The organism is Clostridium brassicae (assembly GCF_026738875.1).
GTDB classification, from domain to species: domain Bacteria; phylum Bacillota; class Clostridia; order Clostridiales; family Clostridiaceae; genus Clostridium_H; species Clostridium_H brassicae.
In genome coordinates, this window is the sequence record NZ_JAPQFJ010000017.1 from 61,890 (window position 1) to 79,670 (window position 17,781).

The 17,781-nt window shown below is 27.9% G+C and carries 14 protein-coding genes; 13 read left to right on the top strand and 1 reads right to left on the bottom strand.

All coding sequences use genetic code 11. The annotated features are described in order from the left end of the window. The first annotated feature begins 122 nt into the window (after positions 1-122). The 4 genes from OW729_RS14920 (at position 123) to OW729_RS14935 (ending at position 4,580) form a co-directional block, all read left to right on the top strand. Positions 123-893: an AraC family transcriptional regulator gene (locus OW729_RS14920; RefSeq protein ID WP_268062349.1), complete on the top strand. Its 771-nt coding sequence runs from the start codon at positions 123-125 to the stop codon at positions 891-893. Positions 894-1,054: 161 nt separating this feature from the next. Then, positions 1,055-2,236: an alpha/beta fold hydrolase gene (locus OW729_RS14925; protein WP_268062350.1), complete on the top strand. Its 1,182-nt coding sequence runs from the start codon at positions 1,055-1,057 to the stop codon at positions 2,234-2,236. A gap of 462 nt (positions 2,237-2,698) precedes the next feature. Then, positions 2,699-3,865, top strand: a complete 1,167-nt coding sequence (locus OW729_RS14930; protein ID WP_268062351.1) for an iron-containing alcohol dehydrogenase — start codon at positions 2,699-2,701, stop codon at positions 3,863-3,865. A 256-nt stretch (positions 3,866-4,121) separates the two neighbouring features. Further along, positions 4,122-4,580 (top strand): GyrI-like domain-containing protein, encoded by a 459-nt coding sequence (locus OW729_RS14935; protein WP_268062352.1) that lies wholly within the window; start codon positions 4,122-4,124, stop codon positions 4,578-4,580. A 152-nt stretch (positions 4,581-4,732) separates the two neighbouring features. Here the strand turns inward: OW729_RS14935 and OW729_RS14940 are convergent, their stop codons facing one another. After that, positions 4,733-5,101, bottom strand: a complete 369-nt coding sequence (locus tag OW729_RS14940; RefSeq protein WP_268062353.1) for a hypothetical protein — start codon at positions 5,099-5,101, stop codon at positions 4,733-4,735. Positions 5,102-5,277: 176 nt separating this feature from the next. Here OW729_RS14940 and OW729_RS14945 point away from each other — a divergent pair, with 176 nt between their 5' ends. The 9 genes from OW729_RS14945 (at position 5,278) to OW729_RS14985 (ending at position 17,773) form a co-directional block, all read left to right on the top strand. After that, positions 5,278-6,180: a helix-turn-helix transcriptional regulator gene (locus tag OW729_RS14945; protein WP_268062354.1), complete on the top strand. Its 903-nt coding sequence runs from the start codon at positions 5,278-5,280 to the stop codon at positions 6,178-6,180. 301 nt (positions 6,181-6,481) lie between these two features. Further along, on the top strand, positions 6,482-7,366 hold the full coding sequence (locus OW729_RS14950) for an SPL family radical SAM protein (protein WP_268062355.1): 885 nt from the start codon (positions 6,482-6,484) through the stop codon (positions 7,364-7,366). A gap of 96 nt (positions 7,367-7,462) precedes the next feature. Continuing rightward, positions 7,463-9,568 carry a sigma-54 interaction domain-containing protein gene (locus tag OW729_RS14955; protein ID WP_268062356.1) on the top strand — a complete coding sequence of 702 codons (2,106 nt, stop codon included), beginning with the start codon at positions 7,463-7,465 and terminating at the stop codon, positions 9,566-9,568. Positions 9,569-9,957: 389 nt separating this feature from the next. Further along, complete coding sequence (locus tag OW729_RS14960) at positions 9,958-11,130, top strand: MalY/PatB family protein (RefSeq protein WP_268062357.1); 1,173 nt, start codon at positions 9,958-9,960, stop codon at positions 11,128-11,130. Positions 11,131-11,227: 97 nt separating this feature from the next. After that, positions 11,228-11,476, top strand: a complete 249-nt coding sequence (locus OW729_RS14965; protein WP_268062358.1) for a hypothetical protein — start codon at positions 11,228-11,230, stop codon at positions 11,474-11,476. Between the two features lie 357 nt (positions 11,477-11,833). Continuing rightward, a complete protein-coding gene (locus OW729_RS14970) occupies positions 11,834-12,670 on the top strand; it encodes a class I SAM-dependent methyltransferase (RefSeq protein ID WP_268062359.1) in 837 nt (278 codons plus the stop codon). Positions 12,671-12,691: 21 nt separating this feature from the next. Next, on the top strand, positions 12,692-13,483 hold the full coding sequence (locus OW729_RS14975; protein WP_268062360.1) for an endonuclease/exonuclease/phosphatase family protein: 792 nt from the start codon (positions 12,692-12,694) through the stop codon (positions 13,481-13,483). A 201-nt stretch (positions 13,484-13,684) separates the two neighbouring features. Beyond that, entirely contained in the window at positions 13,685-16,381 is a 2,697-nt protein-coding gene (locus OW729_RS14980; protein WP_268062361.1) for a sigma-54-dependent transcriptional regulator, read from the top strand. A 135-nt stretch (positions 16,382-16,516) separates the two neighbouring features. Next, positions 16,517-17,773 (top strand): PTS sugar transporter subunit IIC, encoded by a 1,257-nt coding sequence (locus tag OW729_RS14985; protein ID WP_268062362.1) that lies wholly within the window; start codon positions 16,517-16,519, stop codon positions 17,771-17,773. Positions 17,774-17,781 lie beyond the last annotated feature (8 nt).

The following is a 17,781-nucleotide window of genomic DNA, read 5'->3' on the forward strand; positions in this document are numbered from 1 at the left end:
AATTAGAAAGATAAAGTGAAAGTATGTTACAATGGTTAAAAATCTTTTACTTAAGAGGAATCTGCATTTTTATTAATAATGTTTATATAATAACTAAAAAATAAATAAAAGTGGTGAGAAAAATGACAAATGTTTTTTGTGGTATGGATCATGTACTCTTAGTAGATGACTATAGCGACCCAGAAAAGCACAAACATTGGGCAAAACATTTATTAATTAGTTTAGATGGAAAAATTAATTGTTTTATTCAAAATGAAAAGGTGATTTGTGAAGGAATTATGATTTCTTCTAATGTACTCCATACTGTTGAAACTAATAAAAATGATGTTTTAGTATATCTATTTGATGAAACTACCGACATAGCTAAGGAAATAGAAGAAAAATATTTAAAGGATAAACTATACCATGTTATTGAACTAGATACTGTACAGGAAATTAAAACAATTTGGAATGAGAATATGAAAAATTTAAAAGATGCTCACCAAGTAGAAAAGGCTTATTCTAATACATATGAAAGAATATTAGGAGCTTGTAATTTAAATACAAAGAAACCATATATAAAAGATGGTAGAATAAAAGAAGTATTGTCATTACTTAAAGATACAGAAGAAATTACAGAGGGCATCATAGGGGAGTTAGCTCAAAGAGTATACTTATCTCAAAGTAGGCTTTCTCATTTATTTAAGGAAGAGACGAAGATATCCTTAAATAGTTTTTTAGTTATCATGAAAATAGCAAAAACATATGACTATATATCCCTAGGAGAAAATATAACAGAAGCATCTATAAAGGCTGGATTTAATAGTCCATCTCATTTTGCTACAACTAACAAAAATATGTTTGGAATATCAGCAAATGAACTTCGAAAAGATGTAAGATTTATTCAGGTATAGAAATAAAAAATTTTTGTAAATATGATAAAAGCATTGTAGTGTTTAAAACTTTAGCTATTATTTAGAAGTTTTATTTTCAATTCATAATTATAATAAAGGCATAGTCAGATTAATAAAAGACTATGCCTTTTAAGTATAGTTATGATAGGAGAGAAAGCAAGATGAAAAAAGATAAGATTACTTTTCAAAAAGGATTGTACAATTTAAATGAAGAAGATAATTTCAATTTTCAATTAAATCGTGTAGTAATGTGGAATGATGGGGACTTAGAAGATATTAAGAAAATTGCTAATAAAATTAAAGATAGTACTACGTGGAAAGAAGAGTTAATTGAAATAGGAAATCAAGCTGTAAATCAAGGGCGAATAAAAGAAGCTATTGCATATTATCGCATGAGTGAATTTTTTATGTATGATGGAGATCCAGATAAAGTAAAGTATTATAAATTAGCTACAGATATGTTTTATGATTATTATAAAGAATATTTTGAAGATGGAACTGTAATACAGTATGAAGTTCCCTATGAGGGAGTAAAACTTCCAGTATTATATACAAAAGCAGTAGGGGAAAAGAAGGATACGATTTTGCTACATGGTGGAAATGACTCTTATATGGAGGAATTATTTTTCCCAATGCTTTATTTTGCAGAGAAGGGTTTTGATGTATATCTTTTTGAAGGACCAGGTCAAGGTGGTGTTATGCGTACTCAAGGAAAACATTTTACTTATAAATGGGAAAAGCCTGTAACAACGGTGCTTGATTATCTTGGAATTGGTGATATTACTATTATAGGTGCATCATTAGGAGGAATGTTAGCACCAAGAGCAGCAGCTTATGAAAAAAGGATTAAGCGAGTTATAGCATGGTCTATTTTCCCTAATTTCTTTTTAGTTGCATTAGGTACGGTTCCTTATTTGTTAAAAAAATTAGTGAAAATGTTAATGAATTTTGGTGTTGCGCCAATATTGAACTTGATTTTTAATATGGAAGCTAAAAAAGATCCTACAGTAGATTGGGCAATTAAACATGGTATGTATGCTTATAATGCAAAATCTCCTTATGAGTATTTAGTAAAGCTTAACCAATTTCAAATTATGGATGTGGGACACTTAATTGATCAGGATGTGTTAGTATTAGGAGCAAATCAAGATCATTTTATTAATTATAAACTTTTTAAAGAGGAGCTAGATTCTTTAAGTAACGTACGTTCTTTAACTTTTCGTCTTTTTACAGAGAAAGAAAGTGCTTCTAATCATTGCAATATGGGGAATACAAAACTTACACTTGATACTATGATAAATTGGATAAAAATGACTAAAGAGTCTGCAAAAGAGTTTGTGTAAAGTCACAGACTCCTTTGTAGATTTTTTATTGTTGTTAAAATTTTGTCATTATAGTTGTTTTAGGGATATATATAGTGTTATAATGAGGTTGATATAAATGTTAAAAAAATCTATTAAAGTTTTATAATGTATATTTATACTTTGTTTAATCAAATTTTTAAAATCTCAAAAATTATTGATTGGATAAACATTTTGTGATTTGTTAAAGATTTATAGATAAAGTAAATCAAAGAATTTCAGAGTATTGTGAGGAAAATTTACTTTTTACTGAAGATTGTGTAAGTAATATATACACAAAAATGAAATATAAATATACTAATTGAGTTAAGATTAAATGTATTTTTATTAATTTGTAACTCTTTGTTTTATATTTGTCAAGGCTTATTTTGATATTATTTTAACTAATGTAGTGAGAGTAATAAAATATTTTAATATTTTTTATAATATAAGGAGGAATCACAAATGGAAAGATTTACATTACCAAGAGACCTTTACTTTGGAGAAGGTTCTTTAGAAGTATTAAAAACATTAAAGGGTAAAAAAGCCGTAGTAGTTGTAGGCGGAGGCTCAATGAAGAGATTTGGCTTTTTAGATAAAGTAGAAAATTATTTAAAAGAAGCAGGAATAGAAGTTAAATTAATTGAGGGAGTAGAACCAGATCCTTCTGTAGAAACTGTTATGAATGGTGCAGCTGTTATGAGAGAATTTGAACCAGATTTAATAGTTTCAATAGGTGGTGGATCACCAATAGATGCAGCAAAAGCTATGTGGATATTCTATGAATACCCAGATTTTACATTTGAACAAGCTGTTGTACCTTTTGGTATACCAGAACTAAGACAAAAAGCTAGATTTGTAGCTATACCATCAACTAGTGGAACTGCTACAGAAGTTACAGCTTTTTCAGTTATAACTGATTACAAGAAAAAAATAAAATATCCTTTAGCTGACTTTAATTTAACTCCGGATATAGCTATAGTAGATTCACAATTAGCTCAAACAATGCCAGCAAAGTTAACGGCTCATACTGGAATGGATGCTTTAACTCATGCTATAGAAGCTTATGTGGCAGGGTTAAGATCTGTATTTTCTGATCCTCTTGCAATGCAAGCCATAGTTATGGTAAAAGAACATTTGGTTAAATCTTATAATGGAGATAAGGAAGCAAGAGGACAAATGCATTTAGCACAGTGCTTAGCAGGAATGGCTTTCTCAAATGCATTACTTGGAATTACACATTCAATGGCCCATAAAACAGGAGCAGTATTCCATATTCCTCATGGATGTGCTAATGCAATTTTCTTACCTTATGTAATTCAATATAATACTAAATCATGTGGAGAAAGATATGCAACTATTGCAAGGAATCTTGGACTTGCAGGCGAAAATCAGGATGAATTAATAAAATCATTAATAGAAATGATTAGAGAAATGAATAAGACTATGAACATACCATTAAACTTAAAAGATTATGGCATAACAGAGGAAGAATTTAGAGAAAATGTTAAATATATTTCTCATAATGCAGTATTGGATGCTTGCACTGGATCAAATCCGAGAGAAATTGATGATAAAACTATGGAAAAATTATTTACTTGCACATATTATGGACAAGATGTGGAATTTTAATTAATTTTGAAGAAGTGTATTTAGAATTTAGTATATTATTAAAATAAGATATAATATTTTGTAGACATTTTAATCATCATTTGTAAGTGTTTTGTTGAAAAAATATATTGCAATATGATGATTGATATGTCTATTTTTTATTTTTATGTATTGGAAAATTTATTAGCTAATATATTTTTATAGTTTATAATATGACATACTGTTGTCAGTTTATAAATGGTACACTAATTTTATTAAATGAAAAGAGGTGTATATAATGAATTATGAAATAGTTGAATTAAATGAGAAAACAGTGGTAGGTATAACTACACGAACAAGTAATACTGATAGAAACATGACAAAATTAATTGGTGGATTGTGGTATAAGTTTTTTAATAATGGTATATATGAATCTATATCAAACAAGAAAAATAACTGCAGTATTGGACTTTATTCTAATTATGAAAACAATGAAAATGGATTATATGATGTAACTGTTTGTTGCGAAGTTAGTACATGTGAAAATTTACCTGTGGATGTTCAAGTGAAAAAAATTCCTGCAGGAAAATATGCAAAATTCGTAGTAAACGGTCATGTTCAAACTGCAGTTTCTGAATTTTGGACAAAATTATGGTCAATGGATTTAAATAGAAAATACAGTTGTGATTTTGAAGAATATCAAAGTGATGGCGATATGGAAAATTGTGAAATACACATGTATATTTCTATTAACTAGGTGTATTATATTGTATAAATATGTTACAAAAGAAAGCTATATTAGATTGTCTAAAAAATTTTTATTAAAGTGATTTTATTTTCCCTTAAACTATGAGTTTGAGGGATTTTATTTTAAAAAACAGCTATGTCTTAGTAAATTGTTAAATAAAATTATTTTAATTTTCTTAAATAACTTTTAGTAGCATAAATAGAATCTTCTTTAGATTTATTTTCATTTTGTTGCATTTCAGTAATCATAAGCATATCTAAGGGAGTCAAATTTTCCACTTGAGCTAAAATTGCTGGGCTTGCATCTTTTAAAGGAATTGTTTTAATACAATCTTTTTTTATTCCATTTTCTACAATGTATAATTTTATTACACCGCCTTCTAAAAAATATTTATAAGTTCTAACCTTGGGGTTATTTGAAGAAGATCTTTTAACATCAAAAATTTTCTTTTTTTTAGTATAGTCATGGTTGTTTTTAAGATTATTTACAATTTGTTTATGAAAGATTTTATCGGATTGAATTTTTACCATTATATAAATTCCTTTCTATATTAAACTATATTTTACATAATTATTATCGTATTATAAAATATAGTCTTTATTGTAAGTGATAAAATTAATAGAGATACTAATATTAAATAAAATATTTATAATATGACATTATGTTGTCATATAATTAAAGTATAATATATATTAGGTGATGAAATATGCAAATAAATAGGTTATTTGAGATAGTGTATATTTTGCTTGATAAAAAAACAATAACTGCAGGGGAATTAGCTGAGCATTTTGAAGTATCTATTAGGACCATATATCGCGATATTGAAGTACTTTCAGGGGCAGGTATACCTATTTATACAAGCAAAGGAAAAGGAGGTGGCATCAGTATAATTGAAAATTTTGTTCTTAATAAATCTATGTTATCTGAAGAGGAACAAAATGATATATTGATGAGTTTGCAGGGATTAAATGCGACAAAATATCCTGATACAGAACCTGTACTCAAAAAACTAAGTCTCCTTTTTAATAAACAAGGTATGAACTGGATTGATGTTGATTTTTCACATTGGGGAAGTAAAAACAGTGAAAGAGAAAAGTTTGATATACTTAAAAGGGCAATACTTAATAGAAATCTTATAACTTTTGATTATTTTAGTTCATATAAAGAAAAAACTGAAAGAACTGTTGAACCATTAAAGCTTATTTTTAAAGGACAAAGTTGGTATTTATATGGTTATTGCAGAGTTAAAGATGATTTTAGGATATTCAAAATTACACGTATTAAAAACTTAAATAAATTAGATATTGCTTTTATGAGGGATATTCCAAAGGATATTTGGACTGAATCTGAAACTTGTAAGAATAAATTAGTAACTCTTGTACTAAGAATTCACCCCAAAATGGCTTATAGAGTATATGATGAATTTGATGAGGAATGTATCCAAAGAAATGAGGATGGAAGTTTTAATGTAACAGTAACTCTCATGGAAAATGAGTGGGTTTACGGATATATTCTGTCTTATGGTAATTATGTAGAAATTTTGGAACCAAAGCATATTAGAGAAATAGTAAAAATAAAGCTGAAAGAAGCATTGAAAAAATATTTGTAATATGATATATAGTTGTAAAGCCATAAACATTATACCCAAATAAATAGGTTCTTATTATGGTTATGGAACTAATCTATTAAAGAATAAAGTATTAATGGTGGGAAATGTTATATAATAAGGGGTTTATCCAATGTCTAACCATCATAATACTCCTATTTTCTTTAAAGTAGGAGTAAAGAATGTTAGATAGCGGATAACAATTACTAACTTCTATATGGAGCAAAAACTCCACCTTAAACCAAGAACCCTGTTTATGTTCTTAAAGTTAAAGATAAAGTTATAGAGTACAAAGGAGTGTAACATGAAGTATGTTCCAGCAAAAACCATTATTTCAGGATATACAGATAAGAATAGTTGGTTTGGCATTAATTATAACATGAATATTTATAAAGGCTGCTGTCATGGTTGTATTTATTGCGATAGTCGTAGTGAATGTTATAGAATTGATAATTTTGATGAGGTAAAGGCAAAAGATAATGCATTACTATTAATTGCACGTGAACTAAAATCGAAACGAAGGAAAGGGATAATTGGAACAGGTTCAATGAGTGATCCATATAATCCTTTTGAGCAAGAATATTGTTTAACAAGAGGTGCCTTAAAGTTAATTAATACATATGGTTTCGGCGTTTCAATTGCCACTAAAAGTGATTTAATTACTAGAGATTTAGATATACTAAAGAAAATACAAAGACATTCTCCTGTACTAACTAAAATTACTATAACAACTTATAATGATGATATGTGTAAAAAGATTGAGCCAAATGTGGCAGTATCATCAAAAAGGTTTAAAGTTATTAAAGAACTTTCAAAGGAAGATATATTTGTAGGTATATTACTTATGCCAGTATTACCGTTTTTAGAAGATAATGCAGAAAATATAAAAAGAATAGTACAGTTAGCCTATGAAAGTGGTGCGAAATTTATATATCCTGCTTTTGGGGTAACATTAAGACAAAATCAAAGAGAATGGTATTATAAAAAACTTGATGAAAATTTCTTTGGTATCAAACAAAAATATATAAATTATTTTGGAAATGAGTATGAATGTTCTTCACCAAAAACAAAGATGTTATGGCAATTATTTAAAAAAGAATGTGAAAAGTTTGATATTCTTTATAAAATGGAAGACATTACGAAAGAATACAAGAGAGGATATATTAATAATCAACTTTCATTTTTGTAGAGATTTTTATTTAAGAAAGTTTAAAATATTAATTATAATTTATAATACATTTGATATTTTAAAAATACAAGACACCAAAAATGGGGAGGTATCAGAATGCAAAAAAATATTGCAGTTGTTACACTGGATGCAATGGCAGGAGCGTTTTATGCACAACAATTAAAGAATTTATTTGGTGATTGTATTGTAACCAATGAATATAGTGTGAGAGGAAATACAATCCCCAATATTCAAAAGGCAGATCTTTATCTAGTATCTACAGATGCTTTTGATAGTAATGAAGAATATAAACGATATATTCCTAAAGATGCGCCAATGGTAAAAATAAATATGACTTTTACAAAGGAAACCATTGAGGAGCTTTCTATGATTCCTAAAGGAACTAAGGCAATGCTTGTAAATTTAAGTTATAAAATGACAAGGGAAGTTATTGCTTCTTTAAGTAGCCTAGGAATTAATCAGATTGAATTTTATCCTTATCATCCTGGAATGAAAGATATACCAGGCATTGATTTTGCTATTACGCCTAGTGAAAACAGGTATGTTCCCAAAAATGTAAAGAGAATTATGGATATTGGGCAGAGGGTGATGGATTCTTCTACAATTGTAGAAGTAGCACTAAAATTAAAGTTTGATGATTTATTGGAAAAAAAGGTTTTTCAAGAGTATTTTGCTTCTATAGCAGTTAATAACTATAGTATTCATCGTTTGTATGATCGTTCAGTTAGCATGGAAAGTCAATTTGAGATACTATTAAGTATTTTAGATGAGGGAATTATAGGGATTGATAGCGAAGGATATGTTTTTTCATGTAATCATAAAGCAGAGAATATTGTTGGAATTAAAAGTGAAAATCTAATGGGAAAGTCGGTGCTAGAGTCATTACCAAAGATTCCTTTTGAAGAGTGTAAAAAAAACATGAAGACAATAGAACCAAAACTAATAAAAATAAATAAAGTTTATATTAATATGAGTATTTTTCCAGTCATTAGAAATAGAAAGTTTATTGGAGCTTTTGTTATTCTTACTCGTTTTTCGGAGGAAGAGCATAAACAGAATAATTTGAGAATTCAGTTATGTAACAAAGGTCATAAGGCTAAATATACATTTGAAGATATTATAGGAAAAAGTCAGGCTATTGAAAAAGTATGTAAGATTGCAAAAAAGATGGCAAAAACAAAAGCCACCATTTTAATTACAGGAGAAAGTGGAACTGGAAAAGAATTATTTTCTCAAGCTATCCACAATGCTTCAAGTAGAAAAGATTATCCATTTATAGCTATTAACTGTGGAGCTATGGCTGATAACCTTTTGGAAAGTGAATTATTTGGTTATGAGGAAGGTGCTTTTACAGGAGCTAAGAAAGGTGGCAAAACAGGTCTATTTGAGTTTGCTCATAGAGGTACAATTTTTTTAGATGAGATTGAAGGAATGAGTCCTGCTCTGCAGATGAAACTTTTAAGAGTAATCCAAGAAAGAGAAGTTACAAGGATAGGTGGACATTCTATTATACAAATTGATGTTAGGATTATTGCTGCTACAAATGAAAGTTTGGAGAAGTTAGTTGAAAAGGGAAGTTTTAGAAAGGATTTATATTACCGTTTAAATACTTTACCTATTGAGTTACCACCTTTAAGAGATAGAAAAGAAGATATTATGTTGCTTTTGGAGGATATAAAAAGTAAAGTAGGCGGAAATTTTGAGCTTAGTGAAGAAGTGAAAGATATTCTCTTGTCTCATAAATGGGATGGAAATGTAAGAGAACTTCATAATTATGTTGAATATTTTACTTATATGGGCGAGCCTTTAATTACTATTGAGGAATTACCTGCAGGATTAGAAAAACAAGAAAAAAAACAGGTGGTTTATGAGGAGCATAGTGATTCTTATGATGACGTTTATAATCAAGTACTGAAAAAATACAAAGATTTGACAGTTGGATACGAAAATGAATTTGAGTTTATTTTAGGCAAATTAGCTGTGGCTTATGAGCAAAGAAAATCAATAGGAAGAAAAAGATTAGCAGATTATGCTGATCATGAAGGATTATTTTTGACAGAACAAGAGATACGTAATATGTTGTCAAAGCTGGCTGAAGTGGGACTAATAAGTTCATCAAGAGGGCGAGGAGGCAGCCGTATTACAAAGCTTGGTATGATGATTTACAAAAATGAAATGCTCCCTAATAACGCAAAGTATTAAGTTATAAAATAATTAGGATTAATAGGATTATTAGTTTTAGATGGGGTCCTAAATCCTATGTGAAATTTAATTAGTGAGCCTAAATTTTAATAATTGTATATAAAAAGAATCAATAGGTTTATTTGGTAAATGTGGTTAACCAAATAAACCTATTATCTTTTAAAAGTGGATTGTTTTTTAGTGAATAATTTATGACTTATAATTTCAAAACAATTCTAAATGAAGGAATCTTTAAAAGAAAGTTACTCTTTACATTCTTCTAAAAGAGAGCCAGAAATAAAATAATCAGATATAGAATATAGCCAATAAAAATTGGCATAATTATTGCTCATTGTATTTTGTGATGATAATATTAATAACAAATTGGCAACAAGGGAAAGGTGATAAAAATGATTTATGATTTTGATAAAATAAGTTACAGAGAAGGAACTAATTGCGCAAAATATGATGAGCGTATAAAAAAATTTGGAACAGATGATGTAATTCCTTTATGGATAGCAGACATGGATTTTGCTACAGCTAAACCAATTACTGATGCTATAAAAGCAAGAGCAGAACAAGAAATATTTGGATATGTTTCAAGACCTGATGAATATTTTGATTCTTTGTGTAGATGGCAAAAGAAGAGAAATAATTGGGATATTGATAAAGAACTTTTAAGCTTTAGTGTTGGAGTTGTACCAGCTCTTGCAGCTCTTATAAGACAGTTAAGTGAAATTGGTGATGAAATTTTAATTCAAACACCAGTATATCCTGAATTTTATGACATAGTAGAAGCTGCAGATAGAAAAGTTTTAGCAAGTCGTCTTGTAGAAAAGGATGGGGCATGGAGCATTGATTATACTGATTTTGAAAATAAATTAAAAAGACATCCAAAAGCTTTTATTCTTTGCAATCCACAAAATCCAACTGGACATCCATGGTCAAGAGAAGAGCTTACAAAAATGGGAGAGTTATGTATTAAATATGGAGTAACAGTAATTTCTGATGAAATTCATGCTGATTTAATGTTATGGGGAAATAAACATATCCCTATGGCAAGTATTTCAAGAGAATTTGCAGCTAATACTATTACATGTACTGCTATAAGCAAGACTTTTAATTTAGCAGGACTACAAGCTGCTTCAGTTATTTTTAATAACCAAGAAGAAAAGGCAAAATTCGAAAAGTTATGGCATAGTTTAGAAATTCATAGAAACAATAGTTTTAGCCTTGTGGCTTCAATTGCTGCTTACAATGAAGGTGAAGAGTGGCTTGAGCAATTACTAAAGTATTTAGAAGATAATATGAAATTTATTCATAGTTATTGTAAAAAATATATTCCAAAGATTAAACCTAACATCCCTGAGTGTACTTACTTAGTATGGATTGATTGCCGTGAATTAGGACTTACAGATGAAGAGCTAAATGAATTTATGATTAAAAAAGCTAAAATTGGATTGAATGCTGGTAATGGCTTTGATAGAGACTTAACAGGATTCATGAGATTGAATGCAGCATGTCCGCGTTCTATTCTTGAAAAAGCCCTTGATCAATTAAAAGATGCAGTTAATAATTTATAATAACAATAGAAAGCCTTTAAAAAAATAGCATTTTAAAAAAGTAAGAAATAAATATTATAATAAATAAAAATTTTTAACTAAAGAGAGGAGAAATAAAATGAGCATTATTATGTATGGAAGTGAGTTATGTGAAGATACTATGGAGGCAAAAAAATTATTTGAAGAAAATAAAGTTGAGTATGTTTTTAAAGACATTACAAAAGAATTATCAAATTTAAAAGAATTTTTAGCTATAAGAGACACTAATTCTTGTTATAGTAAAATAAGAGAAGAACATGGAATTGGTATGCCATGTATTGTAAAAGAAGATGGAAGTATAACTTTAGAGCCTAAAGATGTACTTTAATTTGAAATTACATGTTTTAACAAATTAATGATTTTATATAATCTGAAAAACGATATTAAAAGCATAGTTCTAAAAAGAAATTGTTTAAAAAGACTGGTGGGGTAACTGCCAGTCTTTTGTTGTATATAAAATAAAATTATCACACAATATATTTGTAAAATAATCCAAAATGGTATAATATTATGAAATAAAAACAAACTTATACAAGAATTGAATTAAATACTATGAAGGAATTAACAAGAAAGAGGAGTTGATAAATGAATATTTATTATTATATTTAGAAATAAACTATAACGAATATGCAAAATCCATCCGTGTAGCTTATACTATACGAGATATAGAAAGGAAAGTTGTATAATGGTTGGGGAAAAAGTAAAGTCTACTAACATATGGAATAAAGTTGCACATGATTTTAGTAAAGGTGGACCTGATTTTTGGAATGAATTTGGAAAGCGATTAGTGGAACTTTCTAGTATTAAAGAAGGAGCAAAAATATTAGATGTAGCAATGGGAAGAGGTGCTTCATTATTTCCTGCAATAAAAAAGATTGGTAAAAACGGTTATGCTATAGGGATAGACATTTCAGAGAATATGGTAAATGAAACATATAATGATATAGTAAAACAAAGTATAAATAATGCGGAAGTTAGAAAGATGAATGCATTGAATTTAAGATTTAATGATAATTTTTTTGATAATGTTATCTGTGGATTTGGTATTGGCTATATTTTACCTAGTGATATCAAATTAACCGAAATAATAAGAGTTCTTAAGAAAAATGGACAAGTTGGATTTAGTATTTGGGGAGTGCAAGAACAGAAAAAATGGTTAGTTGATATAACTAATAAATACATAAATATAAAGTCACCTAATAAAAAGAGTGCTGAAAAATCAAATATTACAGAATTTAATACAATAAATGATGTAAAAAGAATATTGGAAAACTCAGGATTAAAAAATGTTAAAGTATATCAAGAAGAATCGGATATTATTTATAAAAGCAAAGAAGAGTGGTGGAAAGAAATGAATTCTAATGAAGTAAGAATGGCTTTTGATGAGATAGAGAAGCTAGGTTCTGACAAATTTAAAGAATACAAAAAAGAGATATTTAATATTCTTGAAAGATATAAAAAAGAAGATGGCTTTCATCTTAACATGCCTGTAATATATGCATTTGGAGAAAAATTTTTTTGATGAAATTTGGGAGGATGAATTATGAGAATTTTAACTTTAAATTGCCATTCTTGGCAAGAAGAAAAACAAATAGAAAAAATAAAATATTTGGCAAAGATAATCTATCAGAATAATTATGATATCATTGCCCTTCAAGAAGTTAGTCAGAGCATTAATAGCAAAGTATTATTTGATAATATAAAAGAAGATAATTTTGGGTTTATATTAATGAAAGAACTTGAAAAATTAGGGGAAACTAGATTTAAATTTCTGTGGGAGTTTTCCCATATAGGTTATGATAAATATGAAGAAGGTATTTCTATATTAACTAAACATCATATAAAAGAAAAAGAGTCTTTCTATGTTTCTAAAAGTAAAGATCAAAGTTATTGGAAAACTAGAAAGATAATAAAATGTAAAATAGTTTACAATAATAAACCTATCTCAGTTTACTCCTGTCACTTAGGTTGGTGGGATGACAAAGAGGAAGATTTTAAATTTCAAGCAAATAAATTACTTGAACATGTGAAAAAAGATGAAACATGCATACTAATGGGTGATTTTAACAATGATGCATTCTTAAGTAATGAAGGATATGATTATATTATAGATAAAAACATTAAAGATATATACAATTTAGCTAAAATGAAAGATAATGGTGTAACTATTATTGGAAAGATTGATGGTTGGGAAGGTAATACAAAAAATATGAGGTTAGACCTAATATTATCTAATAAAAATTTAAAAGTAGAATATTGTAAAGTTATATTTAATGGAATAAGAGGAAAAACAATTTCAGACCATTTTGGGGTTGAAGCAAAAATAGAATTTTAAAATAATCAATAAATTATTCTAGTATAAAGATGTGTATTTAAAAAATAAAAACCCACAAGGTAGTATTATAATAATTTTACTTAATTTTAAAAACTTATTATAAATAATTGTCATTTAAGAATATACTTCCAAATAATATATGATATTATAATATATGTAATAAGGGTTAATTAATGTAATAGAATTGCGTGGGGGAGAAGAATGAAAAGAATAGATACAGTATATGAAGAACTCAAAAAAAATTGTATAAGAAATTTTAGAGAGAAAGGTAAGGTTATTGGATTTTCTACCCAAAATTTAGCTGAAAGACTAAATATTCATAGAAGTAATGTATCTAGTGATTTAAACAAACTATACAAAATGGGGAGAATCATTAAAATACAAGGTAAACCTGTGTTATATAAAATAAAAGATAAAGAATTGAGTGAAGGTTACTTTGAAGGTATAAATACAGATGTCTTCGACAATATAATAGGTTCCAATTTAAGTTTAAAGAACTCAGTGCAGCAAGCAAGAGCAGCTATAATGTATCCGCCTAAAGGGCTTCATACTATAATTCTTGGGGAAACAGGAACAGGAAAATCTATGTTTGCAGAAAGTATGTATAATTATGCTAAACATATAGGAAAAATTAAAGATAATGCACCATTCATAATTTTTAATTGCTCAGATTATGCCAATAATCCCCAATTGCTTATGAGTCAACTTTTTGGAGTGAAAAAGGGTGCTTATACTGGAGCTAATAAGGATAAATCAGGGCTTATAGAAAAAGCTAATGATGGAATTCTTTTTTTAGATGAAGTACATAGACTACCACCAGAAGGACAAGAAATGCTATTTTATATAATAGATAAAGGAGTATATAGAAAACTTGGAGAAGTGGATATTCAACACAAAGCTAATATATTAATAATATGTGCTACTACTGAAAATGTTGAATCTGTCCTTTTAAAAACTTTTATAAGAAGAATACCTATGATAATTAGATTACCATCATTAAAAGACAGAACAATAGAAGAAAGATACTCGCTCATAAGTAATTTTTTCAAGGAAGAAGCAAGATGTATAAAATCAGATATAAAAGTTACAGCAAATGCTTTAAAAGCTTTGTTGTTATATGATTGTCCTAATAATATAGGTCAATTAAAAAGCGATATAAAATTATGCTGTGCTAAAGCATTTTTAGAGAGTATGCTAAAGAACAGCAAGGATATATGTGTCCAAAGTGAGGACTTGCAAAAATATATAATACAAGGACTTTTATTATATAAATCTTGTAGAGAAGAAATTGATAAATTTGTAAATATAGATATTACAAAATTTCAAGTAGAGAATAAAGATTCTTCGGAGAATAAAGATATAAAGGTTTATAATTTTTATGAATATCTGGAAGGTAAAAGGAAATCATTAGAAGCTAAAGGAATTAATGAAAAAGATATAAAGCTTATAATGAGTTTAGATATAGATACTTATTTTAAAAAATATATTTTAAATATTGATGAAAAACATTTAGATAAAATATATAAAGTGGTAGATAAAAAAATCGTAAATATAGTGGATAAATTTTTGAACTATTGCGAAGAAAAAATGTATAAAAAATTTGAAGCAAAAATATTATATGGATTATCAATGCATGTTGCTAGTTCCATAGAAAGAATAAGAAGTGGTAAGGAAATAAAGAACCACCAATTAGAATATATAAAGAAAAATTATGTTGAAGAATTTAAGTATGCGTACTTATTAAAAGAAAAAATAGAAGAATCATTTAACATAAAAGTACCTGAAGATGAAGTTGGATTTATATGTATGTTTCTATGTGTAAATAAAGAAATTATTGAGTCTGATGGGAAGGTTGCTGTTCTAGTAGCTATGCATGGAGAAAGTAGTGCAACCTCTATAGTAGATGTAGCAAATAGGCTTTTAGAAGAAAATTATGCAGTTGGATATAATATGCCTTTAGAACAAAAACCAGAAGATGCACTAGAAAATCTAATTAGTATATCAAAAAAAATTAATAAAGGAAAAGGCATTTTGCTTTTAGTTGATATGGGATCATTGGTTTTTTTTGGTGATCTTATATATGAAAGAACTAAAATACCAGTTAAAACTATAGAAATGGTATGTACACCCATGGTTTTAGAAGGAACAAGAAAAGCTTTGGTTAATTCCTCTTTAGAGGAAGTATATGAGGCTTGCTTAAATTTAAGTCCTTATATAGGAAGAATATATATAGAAAATTTTGATTTCAATCATAAGCTAAAAAAAGATGTGATAATTACAGCTTGTATTACAGGTGAAGGAACTGCAGTTAAGTTAAAATCTATAATTGAACATAAGCTTAATACGAAAGACAAGGATGTAGATGTATTATGTATTGATATACTTAGCAAAGATAAGTTTAACAAGGACATAGAAAAAATAAAAGAAGATAAAAATGTAATAGCTGTGATCAGTGCTATAAAACCCCTTGATGACTCTATATTATATATATCTACCTCTGATATATTTAATGAGGAAAAAATACTTATTTTAGATGAACGCATGAATATGCTAAAGACGATAAACAATATGAAAAGTGTAATAGAGGAAAATATAAATATAGATTCATCTAAATATATTGAGAGTTTTAAAAATTTTTATATGTATTTATTGGGTGAAAAAGTGCAATTAGATGAAAATTTGATAGTTGGATTAATACTACATATAGGATGTGTATTAGAACGTGTGTTAAGTAATAAAAAAATGAAACACTTAAATACAAATATACAGATTCCTAGTGGATATGAAGAAAATATAAAATTAATCAAAAATGCAGTATTACCCATAGAACGGAAGTTTTCTGTATCTATGACTATGGAAGAATATATAAATATAACAAAAATTATATATTCTATTTAACACACACATGTGTATTAAAATAGAATAAAATGAAACACATAGCGTAGAAGCTCCTTATAAAAGAGCTTCTATTTTTTGGCACAAAATATGCTGAAATATATGTAACAATTATAATTCTAATAGGAGGGTTATTTTATGAATGGATTTATGGATTTTTTTCAGGAGAAAATGGTACCACCATTAGTTAAGATGGGTAATCAAAAACATTTAAAGGCTATTCGTAATGGAATTGCTGCCGTTATACCTTTTATAATTGTTGGAAGTATGTTTTTGATAATCACTAACTTACCTATACCTCACTGGCAGGATATGCTAGGAGACTGGGTAGGAAAATTAGGAGCTGCTGTAAATGCTAGTTTTGGAGTAATAGCAGTTTTAGCTACTATAGGTATAGGGTATAATCTATCTAAAGAATACAATTTAGAACCCATAAGTGGTGCTATGATATCTTTAGTAGCATTTCTTCTTACTCAAATGAATGAAAAGTATGTATTAGATACAAGTAAATTTGATTCATCAGGACTTTTTACATCAATAGTTGTTTCTATAATAGGAGTTGAAATTTTAAGAGTATTTGTAAAAAAAGGAATTATTATAAAATTACCAGAAGGAGTTCCACCAGCAGTAGCAAATTCTTTTGCTTCTTTATTACCAGCAGCAGCAGTGATAGTACTTACATGGTTTATAAGAATTGTAATCGGTTTCGATATAACGAGTTTCTTAACATTGGTATTTAGTCCACTAGTATTTGCTTTGAATACTTTACCTGGGATAATAGTATTTAGCATATTTGTATGCTTGTTGTGGTCAGTAGGAATACATGGAGATACTATAATGGGAAGCATAGCTGAACCTATATTTCTTCAATATTTAGCAGCTAATACAAAAGCATTTGCATCTCACCAACCTATACCTTATATTACAGCAGCAGGTTTTTGGTCTGTATTTATATGTATAGGGGGAACAGGAGCTACTTTAGCGTTAGTATTATTGATGTTAAAATCTAAAAGTAAAGTTTATAAATCATTAGGGAAATTAGCTCTTCCTTCATCTATATTTCAAATAAACGAACCAGTAATTTTTGGGTTCCCAATAGTTATGAATCCTACAGTACTTATACCTTTTGTATCTATACCTCTAATTTTAACAATATGTACTTATATACTAATGTATTTTAATATAATTGGAAGACCAGTGGCTATGGTACCATGGACGACACCACCTATAATAGGCCCTTTCCTTACAACAGGCGGAGACTGGAGAGCAGCAGTATGGGCAATTTTAACAATAGTAATTTCAGTAATAATTTATATACCGTTCTTTAAGGTTGCAGAAAAAGAACAACTTCAGTTAGAAAAACAAGAAGCTTCAAATATAAGTGTTGAAGTTTAATAGAATAT

What these genes read in the sequence shown, in the direction of transcription:
- OW729_RS14945 (WP_268062354.1), top strand. Translation starts at nt 5,278, where the DNA reads ATGCAAATAAATAGGTTATTTGAGATAGTGTATATTTTGCTTGATAAA.
- OW729_RS14950 (WP_268062355.1), top strand. Translation starts at nt 6,482, where the DNA reads ATGAAGTATGTTCCAGCAAAAACCATTATTTCAGGATATACAGATAAG.
- OW729_RS14975 (WP_268062360.1), top strand. Translation starts at nt 12,692, where the DNA reads ATGAGAATTTTAACTTTAAATTGCCATTCTTGGCAAGAAGAAAAACAA.
- OW729_RS14980 (WP_268062361.1), top strand. Translation starts at nt 13,685, where the DNA reads ATGAAAAGAATAGATACAGTATATGAAGAACTCAAAAAAAATTGTATA.
- OW729_RS14935 (WP_268062352.1), top strand. Translation starts at nt 4,122, where the DNA reads ATGAATTATGAAATAGTTGAATTAAATGAGAAAACAGTGGTAGGTATA.
- OW729_RS14965 (WP_268062358.1), top strand. Translation starts at nt 11,228, where the DNA reads ATGAGCATTATTATGTATGGAAGTGAGTTATGTGAAGATACTATGGAG.
- OW729_RS14960 (WP_268062357.1), top strand. Translation starts at nt 9,958, where the DNA reads ATGATTTATGATTTTGATAAAATAAGTTACAGAGAAGGAACTAATTGC.
- OW729_RS14985 (WP_268062362.1), top strand. Translation starts at nt 16,517, where the DNA reads ATGAATGGATTTATGGATTTTTTTCAGGAGAAAATGGTACCACCATTA.
- OW729_RS14925 (WP_268062350.1), top strand. Translation starts at nt 1,055, where the DNA reads ATGAAAAAAGATAAGATTACTTTTCAAAAAGGATTGTACAATTTAAAT.
- OW729_RS14970 (WP_268062359.1), top strand. Translation starts at nt 11,834, where the DNA reads ATGGTTGGGGAAAAAGTAAAGTCTACTAACATATGGAATAAAGTTGCA.
- OW729_RS14930 (WP_268062351.1), top strand. Translation starts at nt 2,699, where the DNA reads ATGGAAAGATTTACATTACCAAGAGACCTTTACTTTGGAGAAGGTTCT.
- OW729_RS14940 (WP_268062353.1), bottom strand. Translation starts at nt 5,101, where the DNA reads ATGGTAAAAATTCAATCCGATAAAATCTTTCATAAACAAATTGTAAAT.
- OW729_RS14955 (WP_268062356.1), top strand. Translation starts at nt 7,463, where the DNA reads ATGCAAAAAAATATTGCAGTTGTTACACTGGATGCAATGGCAGGAGCG.
- OW729_RS14920 (WP_268062349.1), top strand. Translation starts at nt 123, where the DNA reads ATGACAAATGTTTTTTGTGGTATGGATCATGTACTCTTAGTAGATGAC.